At 69.2% G+C, this 15350-nt stretch carries 13 protein-coding genes and 1 tRNA gene; 11 read left to right on the plus strand and 3 right to left on the minus strand.

Annotated features, from left to right (window positions below; all coding sequences use genetic code 11):
• The first annotated feature begins 22 nt into the window (after window positions 1–22).
• The gene (locus AC1MEY_RS16535) at window positions 23–955 is read left to right on the plus strand and encodes an EfeM/EfeO family lipoprotein (protein ID WP_480226549.1); all 933 of its coding nucleotides are present in this window, start codon (window positions 23–25) and stop codon (window positions 953–955) included.
• A gap of 10 nt (window positions 956–965) precedes the next feature.
• Entirely contained in the window at window positions 966–2240 is a 1275-nt protein-coding gene (locus AC1MEY_RS16540) for a Dyp-type peroxidase (protein WP_480226550.1), read from the plus strand.
• Between the two features lie 83 nt (window positions 2241–2323).
• On the opposite strand, the gene AC1MEY_RS16545 is transcribed toward AC1MEY_RS16540, so the two are convergent.
• The gene (locus AC1MEY_RS16545; protein WP_480226551.1) at window positions 2324–3316 is read right to left on the minus strand and encodes a nucleoside triphosphate pyrophosphohydrolase; all 993 of its coding nucleotides are present in this window, start codon (window positions 3314–3316) and stop codon (window positions 2324–2326) included.
• Between the two features lie 33 nt (window positions 3317–3349).
• The gene (mfd, locus tag AC1MEY_RS16550; RefSeq protein ID WP_480231518.1) at window positions 3350–7036 is read right to left on the minus strand and encodes a transcription-repair coupling factor; all 3687 of its coding nucleotides are present in this window, start codon (window positions 7034–7036) and stop codon (window positions 3350–3352) included.
• Window positions 7037–7208: 172 nt separating this feature from the next.
• Between mfd and AC1MEY_RS16555 the strand changes: the two genes are divergently transcribed.
• Window positions 7209–8405, plus strand: a complete 1197-nt coding sequence (locus AC1MEY_RS16555; protein WP_480226552.1) for an IS30 family transposase — start codon at window positions 7209–7211, stop codon at window positions 8403–8405.
• Between the two features lie 86 nt (window positions 8406–8491).
• Here AC1MEY_RS16555 and AC1MEY_RS16560 read toward each other — a convergent pair whose 3' ends face one another.
• On the minus strand, window positions 8492–9085 hold the full coding sequence (locus tag AC1MEY_RS16560) for a TetR/AcrR family transcriptional regulator (RefSeq protein ID WP_480231519.1): 594 nt from the start codon (window positions 9083–9085) through the stop codon (window positions 8492–8494).
• Between the two features lie 96 nt (window positions 9086–9181).
• Here AC1MEY_RS16560 and AC1MEY_RS16565 point away from each other — a divergent pair.
• The 8 genes from AC1MEY_RS16565 (at window position 9182) to pth (ending at window position 15350) form a co-directional block, all read left to right on the plus strand.
• Window positions 9182–9253: transfer RNA gene (locus AC1MEY_RS16565), tRNA-Gln, on the plus strand.
• A gap of 148 nt (window positions 9254–9401) precedes the next feature.
• Window positions 9402–10898, plus strand: coding sequence for a bifunctional UDP-N-acetylglucosamine diphosphorylase/glucosamine-1-phosphate N-acetyltransferase GlmU (gene glmU / locus AC1MEY_RS16570; RefSeq protein WP_480226553.1), 1497 nt, complete (start codon window positions 9402–9404; stop codon window positions 10896–10898).
• Window positions 10899–11002: 104 nt separating this feature from the next.
• Window positions 11003–11983 carry a ribose-phosphate diphosphokinase gene (locus tag AC1MEY_RS16575; protein ID WP_163801082.1) on the plus strand — a complete coding sequence of 327 codons (981 nt, stop codon included), beginning with the start codon at window positions 11003–11005 and terminating at the stop codon, window positions 11981–11983.
• 10 nt (window positions 11984–11993) lie between these two features.
• Complete coding sequence (gene arsC / locus AC1MEY_RS16580; protein ID WP_480226554.1) at window positions 11994–12359, plus strand: arsenate reductase (glutaredoxin); 366 nt, start codon at window positions 11994–11996, stop codon at window positions 12357–12359.
• Window positions 12356–13015 carry an LpqN/LpqT family lipoprotein gene (locus AC1MEY_RS16585; protein WP_480226555.1) on the plus strand — a complete coding sequence of 220 codons (660 nt, stop codon included), beginning with the start codon at window positions 12356–12358 and terminating at the stop codon, window positions 13013–13015. Before arsC ends, AC1MEY_RS16585 begins: the two co-directional genes overlap by 4 nt.
• Before the next feature lie 30 nt (window positions 13016–13045).
• Entirely contained in the window at window positions 13046–13912 is an 867-nt protein-coding gene (locus AC1MEY_RS16590; protein WP_480226556.1) for an oxidoreductase, read from the plus strand.
• Window positions 13913–14061: 149 nt separating this feature from the next.
• Window positions 14062–14751 carry a 50S ribosomal protein L25/general stress protein Ctc gene (locus AC1MEY_RS16595; protein ID WP_480226557.1) on the plus strand — a complete coding sequence of 230 codons (690 nt, stop codon included), beginning with the start codon at window positions 14062–14064 and terminating at the stop codon, window positions 14749–14751.
• Between the two features lie 20 nt (window positions 14752–14771).
• The gene (gene pth, locus AC1MEY_RS16600) at window positions 14772–15350 is read left to right on the plus strand and encodes an aminoacyl-tRNA hydrolase (RefSeq protein WP_480226558.1); all 579 of its coding nucleotides are present in this window, start codon (window positions 14772–14774) and stop codon (window positions 15348–15350) included.

Raw genomic sequence — 15350 nt, forward strand, 5'->3', positions numbered from 1 at the left:
GCGTCCATCAAAAGGAGGCCCCGTGAAACTGCAGCTTGCCTGGTCCGTGCCCGTCGTGGCCGCGGCCCTGGTCCTTTCCGGGTGCTCCGGTGGCGACTCGGAGAGCGCCGAGAGCAGCAGCGAGAGCAACTCGTCGACGTCGGCCGCGGTGGCCACCCCCGCCGTCGACACCACCGCCGAGACCGAGAAGGCCGCCGCCGACTACAAGGCCTACGCCATCGCACAGGCCGATGAACTCGTCGGAGCCGTCAAGGTCCTCACCGACGCCGTCCGCGCGAACGACCTCAAGGCCGCGCAGGACGCCTACGCGCCGTCGCGCATGCCGTGGGAGCGCATCGAGCCCATCGCCGAACTGATCCCCGACGTCGACGCCAAGACCGACTCGCGCGTCGACGACTTCTCCGGCGTCGACGATCCGGAGTTCACCGGGTGGCACCGCCTCGAGTACCTGCTGTTCGACCGGAACACCACCGAGGGCGGCGCCCCGTTCGCCGACAAACTCGACGCCGACATCGCCGGCCTGGTCAAGGAACTGCCCAACGTCGAGGTCAAGCCGATCAACGTCGCCAACGGCGCCGCGGAACTGATCGAAGAGGTGTCGCAGGGCAAGATCACCGGCGAGGAAGAGCGCTACTCCAAGACCGACCTCTGGGACTTCGACGCCAACCTGCAGGGTTCGCGCGACGCGATCGAGACGCTGAATCCTGCTCTCGTCAAGGCTGATCCGGCCCTGCTCGGCAAGATCGACAGCGGCCTCGACGGTCTCTTCGACACGATGCGTCCGCTGCGCCAGGGCAACGGCTGGGTGCCGTTCTGCGTCGAGAACGACCAGTACCCGTCGCCGCGGTGCCCCTCGGTGACGGTCACGCCCGAGGTCATCGACAGCCTCAAGTCGCAGCTCGCGGGACTCTCCGAGAACCTCTCGCAGGTGTCGGGAGTGCTCGGCCTCAAGTGATGTTCCGTTCGTGACCGACGAGCCGCAGCGCAACGGGCTCTCGCGTCGAGGCTTCGTCACCGGTGCCATCGGCGCGGGTGCCGGCGCAGCCGTGGGCGTGGGTGCCACCCTCGCGCTGACGGGCGACGACCGTCACGAGCGTGGCAACCGTGGACGCCCCGAGCCGACCTTCGTCGCGTTCGAGGGGTCGCATCAGACCGGCATCACCGCCCTGCCGATCCCCGAACAGGGCATGGTCGCGTCGTTCAACCTGCAGTCCCGCGAACGCGACGGGCTGCGAAAGACGTTGCAGGAGTTGACCGAGGAGATCCGCGGTCTCATGGCGGGCAAGCCACCCGAGGCCCGCGACCCGCAGTTCCCGCCGGTCGACTCCGGCATCCTCGGTGAGAAGCCGCCGCCGGACAACCTGTCGATCGTCGTCGGCGTCGGCGCGTCGCTGTTCGACGAGCGCTTCGGCCTGGCCGATCGCAAGCCCAAGGACCTCGTCCGGATGCCGTTCCTCGCGAACGACCGCCTGGATCCCAAGCTCTCGCACGGCGACATCTCGATCATCCTCGAGGCGGGCCACAACGACACCGTGCAGTTCGCGCTGCGCCAGCTGATGCGCCGCACCCGCAGCGACCTGACGCTCAAGTGGATGATCGACGGCTATGCCCGCGGCATCGGCGCCGGACAGACCACGAAGGCGCAGACGCCGCGAAACCTGCTGGGCTTCAAGGACGGTACGGCGAACCTCGACGTCGAGGACCCCGCCGTGATGGATCGCCACGTCTGGGTGGGCGCCGACGACGGTGAACCGGACTGGGCGGTCGGCGGGTCGTATCAGGCGGTGCGCATCATCCGGATGTTCGTCGAATTCTGGGACCGCACCCAACTCGTCGAGCAGGAGGCGCTGATCGGCCGCAACAAGGTCGACGGTGCGCCGCTCGGCATGACCGACGAGTTCGCCGACCCCGACTACCCGGGCGATCCCGACGGCGCGCGGATCAAGATGGACGCCCACATCCGGCTGGCCAACCCGCGTACCGCCGGCACCGACGAAAACCTGATCCTGCGACGGGGATTCAACTACTCGCGGGGATTCGACGGCGCGGGCCGCCTCGACCAGGGCCTGGCGTTCATCGCCTACCAGCGGAGCCTGAAGAAGGGGTTCCTCGCCGTGCAGGAGCGTCTCAAGGGCGAGCCGCTCGAGGAGTACATCCTTCCCGTCGGCGGCGGCTTCTTCTTCATGCTGCCGGGCGTCACCGGCGACGACCGCTTCCTCGGCGACCAGCTGCTGGCCTGAGCTGCGGGGTGGTGTGCCGAGACTGCTGGGAGATCGCGGTGTCGGGCTGATCTGCGATCTCACAGCAGACTCGGCGGTGGGGGCTAGCGGGAGTCCTCGGCGGCGGGTTCCTCGGACGCGGCGGGCTCCTCCACCGACGCGACCTCGTAGGTCGGCCAGTGCGCCCGCCACTCGTCCTCGGTGATGACCCCGAGCGATGAGTCGTCGAGTGCGGCCGCGGTGTCCGAGCCGCGACGCGTCACCACGATCGCCTGCTCCACCGCGCGGACGGTGTCCATGAACTCCAGCGTGGCGGTGCGCAGGACGTTCTCGGCGTCGCCGCCGTGTGACTCCCCGATCGACACCAGGCCCTCGGGGATCAGGTCGGCGGGCATGCCGGCCGCCCGCACCCGCTGGTAGACCTTCTGCGTCAACGCGAGCGCGGGCTGACCCGTCGGCACGTCGTCCATCGCCGAACTCCGCGTCTTCTCCAACGCCTTGCGCTGGTCCCACTGCGCCAGCTGCTCCTCGAGCGACACCGACTCGCCCGCCAGCACCGCGGGCACCCGGTTGGCGAGCTTGCGGACCAGCGCGTCGGCCACGTCGTCGATCGTGAACGACCCCTCCGGGGCGTCCTCGGCGATCCGCGCGTGGAACAGCACCTGCAGCAGCACGTCGCCGAGTTCGTCGCGAAGTTCGTCGGCATTGCCGTTGCGCACGGCGTCGAACAGCTCGTAGGTCTCCTCGAGCAGGTAGCGCCGCAGCGAGTCGTGGGTCTGCTCGCTCTCCCACGGTCCGGCGGTGCGCAGCTTGTCCATCGTCGCGACCGCGTCGACCAGCCGCTCGCCGGGCTGGGCGGGCGGCGCCGCGATCAGCCGCTCCCCCGCCGCCAGCCGTGCGCGTACCGAGGGATGGTCCGCGTCCGACGACAGCAGCACCGGCGCGTCATCACCGCCGTACGCGGGCCGCGCCGACGGCAGCGACCACGGCACCCGGATCGGCATCTCCTCGGTGTACTGCACGTCGCCGGCCAGCAGTTCGACGGCCTCGACGGGGACCAGCGCCGGTCGGCGGGGATCCACCAGGACGACGGTCATCGCGCTCGCCGGGACTCGGTGATCAAGATTCCTCTACTTCCGCGCGGGGCTCGCCGTCGCACCTGGTTGTTCCCGCGAACTCTGCTCGTCGCGCCACCGTTCGAAGTTGGTTATATCAACATCCGTCTGCGATCGGCCATTCAGCGCCAGCAGCAATCCGGCCACCGCACCGGCCAATTCAAGATCACGGATGCGTGGGGCGCCGATGCCGTTACCCGCCCGTGGAATCGGGATCGTGACCGTCGACGTCGTCGCCCGGAACGCCGCGCTCGGGTACATCCGCTTGAGCCGCAGTTGCTGGGAGTCCTGCAGCGGCAGCGGCGACACCCGCAGCGTCGACTCGTTGACCGCGAGCACCTCGGTCACGCCGAACTCGCGACACAGCAGCCGCAGCCGAGCGACGGCGACCAGGCGCTGCGCGGGTTCGGGCAGCGGGCCGTAGCGGTCGACCAGTTCGTCGACCACCGCGGCGATGCCCGCCTCGTCCGAGGCCGCCGCGAGTCGCCGGTATCCCTCGAGCCGCAACCGGTCACTGCCGATGTACTCGGGCGGCAGGTTCGCGTCGATGGGCAGGTCGATTCGAACGTCCTTCGGTTCCTCAACCGTCGCAACGGTCTTGCCGTCCACCGCGGCGCGGTAGGCCTCCACGGCCTCGCCGACCAGCCGCACGTAGAGGTCGAACCCGACGCCGGCGACGTGTCCGGACTGCTCGGCGCCCAGAACATTGCCCGCACCGCGGATTTCGAGGTCCTTCATCGCGACGGCCATGCCCGCGCCCAGTTCGTTGTTTTGCGCGATGGTCGCCAGCCGATCGTAGGCCGTCTCGGTCAGCGGCACCTCGGGCGAGTACAGGAAGTAGGCATAGCCACGCTCGCGGCTGCGGCCCACGCGGCCACGCAGCTGATGTAGCTGTGACAGGCCGAACGTGTCGGCGCGCTCCACGATCAGGGTGTTCGCGTTCGAGATGTCCAGGCCCGTCTCGACGATCGTCGTACACACCAGGATGTCGAACTCGCGGTTCCAGAACCCCTCGACGGTGCGCTCCAGCTGCTCCTCGGGCATCTGACCGTGCGCGACGACGACGCGCGCCTCGGGCACCAGGTCGCGCACCTTCGCGGCCGCCGAGTCGATGGACCGCACCCGGTTGTGGATGTAGAACGCCTGCCCGTCGCGCAGCAGCTCGCGGCGCAGCGCGGCGGCCACCTGCTTGTCGTCGTGCGGGCCGACATAGGTGAGCACCGGGAAGCGCTCCTCCGGCGGGGTCAGGATCGTCGACATCTCGCGGATGCCGGCCAGGCTCATCTCCAGCGTTCGCGGAATCGGCGTGGCGCTCATCGTCAGGACGTCGACGTGGGTGCGCATCGACTTGATGTGCTCCTTGTGTTCGACGCCGAAGCGCTGCTCCTCGTCGACGATCACCAGGCCAAGGTCCTTCCAGGTGACGCCGGTCTGCAGCAGGCGGTGGGTGCCGATCACGATGTCGACGGACCCGTCCTTCATGCCCTCCATGACGGTGCGCGACTCGGCGGGATCGGTGAAGCGCGACAGGCCCTTGACCGTCACCGGAAAGCCCGTCATGCGTGACGAGAAGGTCTGCAGGTGCTGGTCGGCGAGCAGCGTCGTCGGGACGAGCACCGCGACCTGCTTGCCGTCCTGCACGGCCTTGAACGCCGCGCGGACCGCGATCTCGGTCTTGCCGTAGCCGACGTCGCCGCAGATCACGCGGTCCATCGGCATGGGCTTCTCCATGTCGTTCTTGACCTCGGTGATCGCGGTCAGCTGGTCCATGGTCTCGGTGAACCCGAACGCGTCCTCCATCTCGTTCTGCCACGGCGTGTCCGGGCTGAACGCATGCCCGGGTGCGGCCTGACGCTTGGCGTAGAGGGCGACGAGTTCGCCGGCGATCTCTCGAACGGCCTTGCGCGCCTTGGTCTTCGTGTTGGCCCAGTCGCTGCCACCGAGCTTGCTCAGCGTCGGCGCCTCGCCACCGACGTAGCGGGACAGCTGGTCGAGGGCGTCCATCGGCACGAACAGCTTGTCCGACCCGCCGCCACGCTTGCTCGACGCGTACTCCAGCACCAGGTACTCGCGACGCGCTCCGCCGACGGTCCGCTCGGTCATCTCGACGAAGCGCCCGATGCCGTGCTGGTCGTGCACCACCAGGTCGCCGGCGGTGAGGGCGAGCGGGTCGACGACGTTGCGGCGCTTGGCAGCCAGGCGCTTGCTCTCGTTGGCCGAGGCGCGGTTGCCGGTGAGGTCGGTCTCGGTGACGACGACCAGGTTGGCGCCGGGCAGTACGACACCCTCGCAGAGCGGACCCGTCAGGACGCCGACGACGCCCGGCTTCGGCGCCGCTCCGGGCTCCAACATGCCTGCGGGCGTGTCGGATTCGCCGAGCTGCTCGACGATGCGGTGCGCCGTGCCCGCGCCGGGGGCGACGATGGCGGCCAGGCCGCCGGTCGAGACGTGGGCGCGCAGCATCGCGAACATCTCGTCGATGCCCACCTGCTGTCCCCGCGCCGACGGTGCGGCGCGGACGTCGAGCGTGACGGCCTTCTCGTCGCCGAGCTGGCTGAGCGTCCACCACGGATGCCCGCCGACCTCCGCACCGATGCGGACGTCGCTCAGCTCGCGGAAGCCCGAGCCACCGAGCTGCTCGATGTCGATGGGCGCGTCGCCGCCGACGGCCGCGACCGACCACGACGCCTCGAGGAACTCGCGGCCGGTCTTGATCAGGTCGGCGGCGCGGGTGCGCACCTTCTCCGGATCGCACACCAGCACGGGGGTGCCCTCGGGCAGTTGGTCGACGAGCAGCGACAGCTCGGTCGGGCGCAGCACCGGCAGCAGGGCCTCCATGCCGTCGACCGGCATGCCCTCGGCGAGCTTGGCCAGCATGTCGCCGACGGTGCCGGTGACGGTCTCCCCGCCCGCCGGGTGCTCCTCGGCCAGCGCGGCCGCGCGGTCCCGCACGTCCTGGGTGAGCAGCATCTCGCGGCAGGGCACCGCGACCACGGTGTCGACCTCGATCTCGGGGATCGACCGCTGGTCGGCGATCGAGAACATCCGCATCTCGGACACCTCGTCGCCCCAGAACTCGATGCGCACGGGGTGCTCGGCCGTCGGCGGGAAGAGGTCCAGGATGCCGCCGCGGACGGCGAACTCGCCGCGCTTACCCACCATGTCGACCCGGGCGTACGCCAGTTCGACGAGTCGGGAGATGGTGCCGTTGAAGTCCGCCTCGATGCCCACGGTCAGCGACACCGGCTCGATGCCCGCGACGTCCGGCGGCATCGGCTGCAGCAGCGAGCGGACGGTGGTGACGACGACCCGCAGCGGCGGCCCGAGCCGGGAGTCCTCCGGGTGCGCGAGCCGGCGCAGCACCTTCATCCGCTTGCCGACGGTCTCGACGCCCGGCGACAGGCGTTCGTGCGGCAGCGTCTCCCACGACGGGAACATCGCGACCGCGTCACCGAAGACCGCGCGCAGCTCCCCGGCGAGTTCGTCGGCCTCCCGGCCCGTGGCGGTGACGACGAGCAGCGGCCCCGCCTCCACCAGCGCGGCGGCGACGAACAGCCGGGACGCGGCCGGTCCGACCAGCGCGGCCTCGGTGACGCCCTCGGCGGCACGGCGGGTGACGTCGCGCAGTCCAGGATCGGTGAGCGCCTGCTGGACGAGCCCGCGGATCGGGGTCTGGACATGGTCGTACCCCGGGCTGTTCATGGTGATTCCCATTGTAGGAGGTTGCGGGAGGCGGTATCTCACCCGGCGACGGCGGTGCGACGTACGTACGCCGCCTACCCGTCGGTGGGTGTCGCCGAACGTGCGAGTACGGCGGGATTCCACGGGCAGATTCATACGGTCAAGACAACATCCATTGATTTGGGAGGTTGTCATGCCGAGTGGTCACCGCCATTGCGTGTTGGTGCGTCGGGAACTGCTCGACCGGATCTGTCTGGGGACCGGGTTGAGGCAGGCGGCCCGGGAGATGGGTGTGTCCTCGACATCGGCCGGCCTGTGGTGGCGCGACGCTGGAGCAATGCAGTTGCGCAGCGGCAAGGGTGCATTGGGGCTGGTCGATCCTGGCGATCTGGATCGGCCGGGCGGGCGCGGGCATCGGATCAGTTTCGACGAACGCGTCGTCATCATGCGCGGTCTGGATGCGGGCCTCAAGCAGGTGGCGATAGCCCGCGAACTCAATCGCGATCGATCAGTCATCAGTCGGGAGATCGCACGAAACCGCAACCCCGATGGGGACTACCACGCCCGTTTGGCTCACGCGCGGGCCACGCAGAACGGCAAGCGGCCCAAGGCCTTCAAACTCGACGACCACCGGCTCTGTGATCGGATCACTGCCTGGATGGACATCGGGTGGAGTCCACGGCTGATCGCCGAGATGTTGGCGCGCGATCACCCCGATGACAGGCTGGCCAGGGTGAGCCACGAAACCATCTACCAGTGCCTCTACGTGCAGACCCGTGGCCGTTTGCGCGCCGACCTGCACAAGTGTCTGTCGACCAAACGCACGGCACGAAGGACCCGGGGGCAGGCCGAACGGCGCGGCAAGTTCGGCGACGTGTTCACCATCCGGGACCGACCCGCCGAGGCCGCCGACCGCGCCGTACCCGGTCATTGGGAGGGTGATCTGATCATCGGCGCCCGCAGCGGCTCGGCGATCGGCACCCTGGTCGAGCGCAGCACCCGGTTCACCATCCTGCTGCATCTACCGGTCGATCACACCGCCGACTCGGTGGCCACCGCGATGATCGCGGCGATGAGCGAACTACCAGCGCATCTACGGCGCACCATCACCTGGGACCGCGGCAAGGAGATGGCGAACTGGCGCGACATCAATCTGCAGTTGCAGGCTCCGGTCTACTTCTGCGACCCGCATTCGCCCTGGCAACGCGGCAGCAACGAGAACACCAACCGACTCCTCCGGTTTTGGTTCGAGAAGGGCACAGACCTGCGCGTGCACACCAAGGCCGACCTCAAACGGATCCAAGACACCCTCAACACACGACCCAGACCCACCCTGAACCTCGACACACCAGCCGCCCGACTCGCCGCACTCCTCGACGCAGCGGCATAACCCAGATGCACTAACCGCTTGACATCACCACGCGAAAAGCCGCCGTACTCGCACGTACGGCGAGGTGCGGGAGCTGCCCGAAGCCGCTACTGCTCGTGCAGCAGCGGGTCGGGCTCGAGGTGGGTCAACCCGTTCCACATCAGGTTGACGAGGTGGGCGGCGACCACTTCCTTCTTGGGCTCGCGGGTGTCGAGCCACCACTGCGCCGTCATCGACACCGACCCGACCAGCGCCTGCGCGTACAGCGGCGCGAGGCCCGGGTCGAGGCCGCGTCGCGAGAAGTCGCCGGCCAGGATCGACGACACCTGGTTGACCGCGTCGTTGAGCAGCGTCGAGTAGGTGCCGGAGGTGATCGCGGCCGGTGAGTCGCGGATCAGGATGCGGAAGCCGTCGGTGCGTTCCTCGACGTAGGTCAGCAGCGCGAGCGCCACCCGTTCGAGGCGAACCCGCGACCGGTTGTTGCTCAGCGACGACGTGATGCCGTCGAGCAACGCGGACATCTCGCGGTCGACGACGACGGCGTACAGACCCTCCTTGCCGCCGAAGTGCTCGTAGACGACGGGCTTGGAGACGTTCGCGCGCTGCGCGATCTCCTCGATGGACGTGCCGTCGTAGCCACGCTCGGCGAACAGGGACTTCGCGATCTCGATGAGTTGTTGGCGGCGCTCGCTACCGGTCATCCGCGCCCGGGGTGCGCGGGGTTCCTTCTCCGGTGCGGCCACGGCCATGAGCCTACCCCCGACGCCGCGGGCGTCGACTAGAGTCTCTCCGAACAGTCCGTCGTAGTGTAATCGGCAGCACCTCTGTTTTTGGTACAGATAGTTCAGGTTCGAGTCCTGGCGACGGAGCGGCGAACGAGGCTTGCCGAGTGAGCAGACAACAGGTGCTTGCCGAGCGACCCGGCGATACGGAGTCCCCCCGCCGAGCGTGCGCGTCTGCCGCCGACACGCCGATTGATACCCACACTCTGCGCACGCTCGCGTGAAGAGAGGTCACATGACGACACGAGGCGAGGCCGCGGTCATCGTCCTGGCGGCCGGGGCGGGCACCCGGATGCGCTCGGACACCAACAAGGTGCTGCACACCCTCGCGGGCCGCAGCATGATCTCGCACGCGCTGCACGCCGTCGACGAGGTCGCCCCCCAGCACGTCGTCGTGGTGGTGGGCAGCAACCGCGAGGAGGTGTCGGCCGCCATCGGCGCCGTCGCCGCGAAGCTGGGCCGCCCGGTCGACGTGGCCGTGCAGGAGGAGCAGCAGGGCACCGGCCACGCCGTGGCGTGCGGCCTGACCGCGCTGCCCGAGTCCTTCACCGGCACCGTGGTGGTGACAGCGGGCGACGTCCCGCTGCTCGACGCCCGGACGCTGGCCGACCTGATCGACGGCCACGGCGCAGCATCGGCCGCGGCGACGGTGGTCACCACGACCGTCCCGGACCCCACCGGATACGGCCGCATCCTGCGCACCCAGGACCAAGAGGTCATCGGCATCGTCGAGCAGGCCGACGCCACCGCGTCCCAGCAGGACATCGACGAGGTCAACGCGGGTGTCTACGCCTTCGACATCACCGCACTGCGGGACGCGCTCAGCCAGCTGCGCTCCGACAACGCCCAGGGCGAGCTGTACCTGACCGACGCCATCTCGATCATCCGGGAACGCGGCCACGTGGTGCGCGCCCGCCACGTCGACGACAGCGCGCTCGTCGCCGGCGTGAACGACCGCGTTCAGCTGGCCCACCTCGCCGCCGAACTCAACCGCCGCATCGTCGCGCACCACCAGCGCTCGGGAGTCACCGTCATCGACCCCGCCAGCACCTGGATCGACGTCGGCGTGACCATCGGCCGCGACACCGTGGTGCGGCCAGGCACCCAGCTGCTCGGCGCCACGACCGTCGGAGCGCGCTGCGAGATCGGCCCCGACACGACCCTGACCGACGTCGCCGTGGGTACCGGCGCATCGGTGATCCGCACGCACGGCACGTCGTCGACCATCTCCGACGACGCCGTCGTCGGCCCGTTCACCTACCTGCGGCCGGGCACCGTCCTCGGCCCCGACGGCAAGCTCGGCGCGTTCGTCGAGACCAAGAACGCCACGATCGGCACGGGCACCAAGGTTCCGCACCTCACCTACGTCGGGGACGCCGACATCGGTGAGCACTCCAACATCGGCGCCTCCAGCGTGTTCGTCAACTACGACGGAGAAACCAAGCGCCGCACCACGATCGGCTCGCACGTGCGCACCGGCTCGGACACCATGTTCGTCGCTCCCGTGACCGTGGGCGACGGCGCGTACACCGGCGCGGGCACCGTGATCCGCGACGACGTGCCGCCCGGCGCGCTGGCCGTCTCGGCCGGACCGCAGCGCAACCTCGAGGGGTGGGTCCTGCGCAAGCGACCCCGCAGCGCCGCAGCGGACGCGGCAAGGAAGGCCGGCGCGGAGGATCTCGACGACGCACGGCTCGATCACGACAGGCCCGACATTCCTACCGGCGAGTAGCGCCGGATCGCCGTTTGTTGGCATTCTCGTAACCCAGCCGCGTGACGACCTGCGCGCTACGTACCATTGCCCCGTATTGATCGCCGACCGTGAAGGCAGCTGAAGTGGCTACGGACTGGACCGACAACCGCAAAAGCCTGATGCTCTTCTCGGGCCGCGCGCACCCCGAACTCGCCGAGCAGGTGGCGAAGGAACTCGACGTCCCCGTGACGGCGCAGACCGCGCGGGACTTCGCCAACGGCGAGATCTTCGTGCGCTTCGACGAATCGGTGCGCGGCAGCGACGCCTTCGTGCTGCAGTCCCATCCCGCGCCGCTCAACACGTGGCTGATGGAACAGCTGCTGATGATCGACGCCCTCAAGCGCGGCAGCGCGAAGCGGATCACCGCGATCCTGCCGTTCTACCCCTATGCACGGCAGGACAAGAAGCACCGCGGCCGCGAGCCGATCTCGGCCCGTCTGGTCGCCGACCTGCTGAAGACCGCGGGCGCGAACCGCATCCTGACCGTCGACCTGCACACCGACCAGATCCAGGGCTTCTTCGACGGCCCGGTCGACCACATGCGCGCGCAGAAGCTGCTGACCGGCTACATCGCCGACAACTACTCCAACCACGACATGGTGGTCGTCTCCCCCGACTCGGGCCGCGTCCGCGTCGCGGAGAAGTGGGCCGACGCGCTCGGCGGCGTACCGCTGGCGTTCATCCACAAGACCCGCGATCCGCTGGTGCCCAATCAGGTCGTTTCCAACCGCGTCGTCGGTGACGTCCGCGGCAAGACCTGCATCCTCACCGACGACATGATCGACACCGGCGGCACCATCGCCGGTGCGGTGAACCTGCTCCGCGAGGACGGCGCCACCGACGTCATCATCGCCGCGACGCACGGCGTGCTGTCCGATCCGGCGGCCCAGCGCCTCGCCGACTGCGGCGCCCGCGAGGTCATCGTCACCAACACCCTGCCGATCGGCGAGGAGAAGCGCTTCCCGGCGCTGACCGTGCTGTCCATCGCCCCGCTGCTGGCGAACACCATCCGTGCGGTGTTCGACAACGGCTCGGTGACCAGCCTGTTCGACGGGTCTGCGTAACCTGACGAACGTGACCGCTGAGGGTGGGCGCTCGAGCGCCACGACGATCTACCACAACCCCAAGTGCTCGACGTCGCGCAAGACGCTCGAGCTGTTGCGGGACAACGGCATCGAGCCGACGGTCGTGCTGTACCTGAAGGACCCGCCCACCCGCGACGAACTCGTGGCGCTCGTCGCCGACGCCGGCATCGAAGTGCGCGCGGCGGTGCGCAAGCGCGAGTCGCTCTACGCCGAACTCGGCCTCGCCGACGCCTCCGACGACGAACTGCTCGATGCGATGGCCGCACACCCCATCCTGATCGAGCGGCCATTCGTCACCACCGCGAAGGGAACGCGTCTGGCGCGCCCCATCGACGCGGTCCGCGAGGTGCTGTGAACCGCTTCACCCGCTGCGTGGTCCCGGCCACGGTGCTCACCCTCGGCCTCGTGGGCTGTGGTCCGGCCGCCCCGGAGTACAAGTCGCAGTGGTCGAGCACGCCGAGCAGCTCCGCCAGCGACGAACCGCTGGTGCCCTTCTCGCAGTACCTCGAGGGCGTCGGCGTCACGGGCGCGGCGATCGCACCGGACAAGCTGACCGACCTCGTCGTCGGCGTGCCCACGCCGCCGGGCTGGCAGCCCTACGCCAACCCGAACCTGGCCCCCGGCACCCGCACCATCGCCAAGGGCACCACCTACCCCATCGCGATGCTGCTCGTCTTCCGGCTCACCGGCGACTTCGACGTCGACGAGGCGCTGAAGCACGCCGACGCCGACGCCGAGATGAGCAAGGACTTCCGCAAGCTCAACGGCTCCAAGGAGAAGTTCAAGGGCTTCCCCTCGTCGATGATCGAGGGCAGCTACGACCTCAACGGCCAGCGCATGCAGAGCTACAACCGGATCGTGATCGCCACCGGCAAGCCGCCGGCCGCGAACATCCCCGGGTTGCGCTACCTGGTCCAGCTGACGGTGACGTCGTTCGCCAACGAGGCGCGGCAGAACGGACCCGAGATCGAGCAGGTCATCTCCGGCTTCACCGTCGCCGCCGCGAAGTAGCGCCGGGGGCGTCCCACTACTGTCGTCGTCATGACCGACTGGACTGCCGCCGACCTGCCCTCGTTCGCCGGACGCACCGTCGTCGTCACCGGCGCCAACAGCGGCCTGGGCGAGATCACCGCGCGCGAACTGGCCCGCGTCGGCGCCAAGGTCATCCTCGCCGTGCGGAACCAGCAGAAGGGCGAGTCCGCCGCTGCGGGCATGCCAGGCGACACCGAGGTGCGCAGTCTGGACCTGCAGGACCTGTCTTCGATCCGCTCGTTCGCCGACGGGGTCGACCGGGTCGACGTCCTGGTGAACAACGCCGGCATCATGGCCGTGCCGTACGCGCAGACCGTCGACGGGTTCGAGAGCCAGATCGGCACCAACCACCTCGGGCACTTCGCGTTGACCAACCTGCTGCTGCCCAAGGTGACCGACCGCGTCGTCACGGTGGCCTCGCTGATGCACATGATCGGCGTCGTCAACCTCAAGGACCTGAACTGGAAGTCGCGGCCGTACTTCGCGTGGCCGGCGTACGGGCAGTCGAAGCTCGCCAACCTGCTGTTCACCAAGGAGTTGCAGCGCCGCCTGGCCCTGGCCGGGTCACCGGTGCGCGCCGTCAGCGCCCACCCCGGCTACTCGGCGACCAACCTGCAGGGCCACACCGGCAACGCGCTGGGCAGCAAGGTGTGGAAGGCAGCCAACGCGCTGGCCACCGACGCCGACTTCGGCGCGCGACAGACGCTGTACGCCGTGTCCCAGGACGTGCCCGGCGACGCGTTCATCGGCCCGCGCTTCACGATGTTCGGCCGCACCCAGCAGGTCCCGCGCAGCCCGCTGGCCGCCAACGCGGAGACTGCAACCGCGCTGTGGGACCTGTCGGCCCAGCTCACGGGCACCGAATTTCCGCTGTAGCCATCCGGTGAGCTAGCCTTCTACACGATCACGGCGAGGGTGGCCCCGGTTTCGGCGAAGCCACCGTTATCGACGGGAACTCAGCTGCAGCCCCGCTGCGCCGAGCCGCCCTTGCCGCGCCCCCACACACCGGCACAGGAGCAGACATCATGGCCAAGGCCAAGGCACACACCCCGAACAACCTCGTCGCGACGGTTCGCACGGAAACCGGCAAGGGCGCGTCGCGTCGCGCACGCCGCGAAGGCCGCGTCCCGGCCGTGCTCTACGGCCACGGCGCCGACCCCCAGCACCTCGAGATCGTCGCGCGTGACTTCGCCGCCGTGCTCCGTAACTTCGGCACCAACGCCGTGCTGACGCTCGACATCGACGGCACCGAGGCGCTCGCCCTGCCGAAGCATCTCGAGATCCACCCGATCCGCCGCAACATCCAGCACGTCGACCTCATCATCGTGCGCCGCGGCGAGAAGGTCACCGTCGACATCAACGTCGCCGTCGAGGGCGAAGCCGCGCCGGGCACCCTGGTCAACCAGGAGACCAACACCATCGAGATCGAGTCCGACGCCATGTCGATCCCGGAGAACCTCGTCGTGTCCGTCGAGGGCGTCCAGGCCGGCACGCAGATCCTCGCGAGCATGGTCGAGCTGCCCGACGGCGTCACGCTGATCTCCGATCCCGAGCTGCTCGTGGTCAACGTCATCGTGGCGCCCACCGAGGAAGACCTCGAGGCCGACGGTGCCGGCGAGCTGGTCGAGGAGACCCCGGAGGAGACCGCCGAAGAGGGCGAGGGCGACGGCGAAGAGGGCTCCGACGACGCCGGGTCCAGCTCCGACTCCGAGTAGAGACGGTAGGACGCGCCTTCGTGGCCGAACCGCTTCTGGTCGTCGGCCTGGGGAACCCCGGGCCGCAGTACGCCACCACCCGGCACAACCTCGGTTTCCTGGTTGCCGACGTGCTGGCCGACCGGATCGGTTCGGGCTTCAAGGTGCACAAGAAGTCCGGCGCCGAGGTGGTCACCGGCCGCCTCGGCGGCCGGTCCATCGTGGTCGCCAAGCCGCGGACGTTCATGAACGAGTCCGGCAGGCAGGTCGGCCCGCTGGCCAACTTCTACTCGGTGGCGCCCGCCGACGTCATCGTGATGCACGACGAACTCGACATCGACTTCGGCCGCATCCGGCTCAAGTTCGGCGGCGGCGTCGCCGGGCACAACGGGCTGCGTTCGGTCGGTTCGGCGTTGGGCACCAACGACTTCGGCCGCGTGCGGATCGGCATAGGCCGACCGCCGGGGCGGCAGTCGGGCGCGTCGTTCGTGCTGGAGAACTTCAAGACCAAGGAACTGCCCGAGGTCGCCGTGGTGTGCGAGCAGGCCGCCGACGCCGCGGAGATGTTGATCAGCGACGGCCTCGAGCCCGCGCAGAACATCGTCCACGCCTGGGGGTAG

The sequence above is a fragment of the Mycobacterium sp. PTI7 genome (genome assembly GCF_056679845.1).